We start from the raw sequence: 3451 nt of genomic DNA, 5'->3' as shown, positions 1-3451 counted from the left end.
GTGGCCGCGCGAGCCGGCGGGCCCGTAGTGCCTTGGCACAACATCGTGCCCGCCGACCGCGCCGGCGCCTACGCCATCCAGGACGCCACGCTCGCAGCCATCGGCCCCGTCGCTGGCTGGAAGGTAGGCGCCAAAGGCCCGAACGCCGAACCGCATTGCGCGCCGCTTCCGTCCTCCGGCATCCACGCATCGGGCGTCACGCTCGCGGGCTCCGCCTGGCGATGGCGCTGCGTCGAGGTCGAAGTCGCCTTCCGGCTGGGCCGCGACCTGGACCCCAAAGGCAGACTGCTTGCACCCGCCGAATTGGCCGAAGCCTTTGACGCCGTGCTGCCGGCTATCGAGGTGGTGGAAAGCCGCTTGCTTGATGGCCAGACGGCCGACCCGTTGGCCCAATTGGCCGACTTGCAATGTCATGGCGCCCTGGTACTGGGTAGCCCGTCGGCATTTGTGCCTGCTCAGCTGGACTTGCACACGGCAGAGGCATGGTTGCATTTCGGCACAGCATCGGCAGCCCACTCGCACGGCGGCAACCCGGCGCAAGACGTCTGGCGCCTTATGTCATGGCTTGCCCGGCACTGCGCGCAGCGCGGCCAGCCGCTTCGCACGGGCCAGATCGTGACCACCGGGTCCTGTACCGGCCTGCTGACCGCACCCATGGGCATGACAGTGCGTGGTGAAATAGTGGGCGTCGGCGCGGTGGACTTGCGTTTTGAACGTTAGGCGCAAGTAGTCGAATAGCGCCAGTCAAATCAGTAAAGAGGTCCTCTGTGAATTCACCCATAGCCCATGCCGAACTTATTGCCACCTACAAGAGGGCGGAGGCAGAGGCCGCGCACAAGTCCGGATTAATCAAGACGGCTGCAGCCAAAGGCCCCAGGGCGATACAGATGGCCGTCGAAACAGCAGACAAGGCTGCAAAACGCAGGGATGCGTACGCCAAAAAGCTCGCGGCGCTGGGGGTAGAGCTCAAGAGCTGAGCTGTACCGATCCCCGTTCCTCTCCCACGAAGAACAAGAACAAGATCAAAGGCGGGTTGCGGATAATCAGGATTTGGAGAGAACCCGATGGAACCTGAAGTACCCGAAGAAGAACCTGAACCGATCGAAGAATACGTCCCCGGCGTCGCCAACGGCCGGCACTACATGGCCAGGCTGTGCCACTTCCCCGACGGCCCCTGGTACATCGATGTCGTACACGTTGAATCGCTGCCGCCGCTGCACGACAGCGACAGGACTTGGCGCACGCGCGCTGAGGCCGTTGAGGCGGCAGACAAGCTGGTTGGCAGTCTGGCGCACTGACAAATACCCGGATCGTCCTCCCCGCGCGCAAAAGTAACGACGCGTTAATGCACTTGTGGCCCGGGCAAGCACCTCCATTTGAAGCTCAGCGGCCCGCCGGGCCTGCATCTTCACCCAGGGAGCTTTCATGTTCAAACGTCTGACCTTGCTTTGGGTCCTGATACGCGGCGATGCCCGGCGGCTTTGGACTGCCCTGCGCCACCCCGGAGCGCCCACATGGCTGAAATGGGGTACCGCGGCCATTGCGCTTTACCTGTTCTCCCCCGTCGATTTCATCCCCGATTTCCTGCCGGTCATCGGAATTGCCGACGATCTCGTGCTGGTTCCGCTGGCGATCCGGTGGCTGCTCAACCGCCTGCCGCCCGGTATCGCCGAGCCCGCGGAAAAGCCACCTGCCTGAGGGCTTTGGACGACGGGATAAAAACCGCGGCTTGGCGTGCCTATTTCTGCGCCGCAGCCAGCAGCACCAGCAGTTCATGCGGGTCCACCGGTTTGACAAGATGGTGGTCAAACCCGGCAGCAAGCGAGGCCTTGCGGTCGCTCTCGTAACCGTAACCCGTGATGGCGACCAGAAGCACGCCGGCCGCTGCGGGAAGGCTCCTCAGTTTCCGCGCCAGCTCATTGCCGTCCATCTCAGGCAAGCCGATGTCCAGCAGGCAGACATCCGGCGCAAGGCGTTCAATGTTCTCCAGCGCCTTGCGCGGGTTGTTTTCCACCATGGCTATATAACCCGACACTTCCAGGAACATGGCCAGCATGTGCGCGGCGTCGGCGTTATCGTCCACCACGAGCACTCGCAGGGGGCGTGAGACGGTCGGCGGCATGGCGGTCGTCAGAGGTTTGTGAAGGTCGCCCTTTTTCACCGCAACCAGGGGCAGACGCACGGTAAACAGGCTGCCTTTTCCCGGGCCTTCGCTCTCGCAGCTGACGGTGCCGCCATGCAGCTCCACCAGGCTTTTGACCAGCGCCAGGCCCAGGCCCAAGCCGCCAGAGGCACGATCGGGACTGCGTTCAGCCTGGGCAAAGAGTTCGAATGCCCGCTGCGCCAGCGCCGGCTCCATGCCGATGCCGTTGTCTTTCACGCCCAGCACCACCTCAGTTCCCTGAACCTGCGAGGACAACACGATGTCGCCGCCTTCCGGGGTGTACTTGGCCGCGTTGTTCAGCAAGTTGGTGACAACCTGCACCAGGCGTTTGCGGTCGCCGGCCACGGTGGCCGCCTCCGGCGACAGGTGCAAGGCCAAATGGTGGCGCTTTGATCGCACAAGAGGATTGACCTGCTCCACCGCGTCCATGACGATGTCGCGCATGTCAAATGGCGCCTTGTCCAGCTTGACCAGCCCGCGCGTCACACGGGACACATCCAGCAGGTCATCGACCAGGCTGGTCATGTGTTCCACCTGCCGGGCGATGATGTCGCTCGTCTGCTGGACGCGCATCTCGTCGAGCCGGGCCATTTTCAGCAGCTCCGCGGCCGACCGTATGGGCGCCAGCGGGTTGCGCAACTCGTGGGCCAGCATCGCCAGGAACTCGTCCTTGCGCGCATCGGCCTCCTTGAGCTTCTCAAAGGCCTGCCGGAGCTCCTCTTCGGCGGTTTTAAGGTCCTGCACATCTACCGTGACGCCGCTCAGGGCATAAGGCTGGTCAGCGGTTTCGCGGTACCAGTCGGCATGGATGTGGAACCAGCGGCAGCTGCCGTCCCGCTTGCACAGGCGCGCATCCAGCACCATGGGCGCGCCCGGGCAACTGGCGCGCGCGGCCTCGAACTTGCCGGCGACCAGGGCCCTGTCCTCTGGTTCGACGAACTCCATCCATTGCGCGAAGCTCATCCTGAATTCTTCGTCCTGGTGGCCCAACAAGCCCAGGAAATTCCCCGACACCTCCACCTCGTCAGACTCGGGATGCCAGGTCCACATGCCCGCATTGGCCGTCAGAAGGATGCGCCTTGTCTCAGCTCTTTCCTTGACACATTGCTCAAGCCGCTTGTGGTCCGTCAGGTCCACCGTGACTTTTGAAAAACCCACCAGCTGGCCGGAATGGTTATGCAGCGCCGTCAGCGCAATGCGTGCCCAGAACAGGGTGCCGTCCTTGCGCTTTCGCCATGCTTCTTCCTTGTAGAAGCCGTTTTTTTTGGCCTCCCGCAGGTTGTGCTG

At 63.3% G+C, this 3451-nt stretch carries 5 protein-coding genes; 4 read left to right on the top strand and 1 reads right to left on the bottom strand.

The genetic code is table 11. The annotated features are described in order from the left end of the window. From AC1D0Z_RS17950 to AC1D0Z_RS17935, 4 genes are all read left to right on the top strand, one after another. On the top strand, window positions 1-720 hold the full coding sequence (locus AC1D0Z_RS17950) for a 2-keto-4-pentenoate hydratase (RefSeq protein WP_477659558.1): 720 nt from the start codon (window positions 1-3) through the stop codon (window positions 718-720). 47 nt (window positions 721-767) lie between these two features. Then, window positions 768-977, top strand: coding sequence for a hypothetical protein (locus AC1D0Z_RS17945; RefSeq protein ID WP_477659557.1), 210 nt, complete (start codon window positions 768-770; stop codon window positions 975-977). Between the two features lie 87 nt (window positions 978-1064). After that, the gene (locus tag AC1D0Z_RS17940) at window positions 1065-1298 is read left to right on the top strand and encodes a hypothetical protein (protein WP_477659556.1); all 234 of its coding nucleotides are present in this window, start codon (window positions 1065-1067) and stop codon (window positions 1296-1298) included. Between the two features lie 127 nt (window positions 1299-1425). Further along, a complete protein-coding gene (locus AC1D0Z_RS17935) occupies window positions 1426-1698 on the top strand; it encodes a YkvA family protein (RefSeq protein ID WP_477659555.1) in 273 nt (90 codons plus the stop codon). A 40-nt stretch (window positions 1699-1738) separates the two neighbouring features. Here the strand turns inward: AC1D0Z_RS17935 and AC1D0Z_RS17930 are convergent. Beyond that, a partial coding sequence (locus tag AC1D0Z_RS17930; protein WP_477659554.1) for a hybrid sensor histidine kinase/response regulator occupies window positions 1739-3451 on the bottom strand: 1713 nt, incomplete at its 5' end.

The organism is Polaromonas sp. P1_E3, assembly GCF_056405935.1.
The sequence above is the reverse complement of the archived record's forward strand: the minus strand, read 5'-3'. Positions and strand labels throughout refer to the sequence as shown.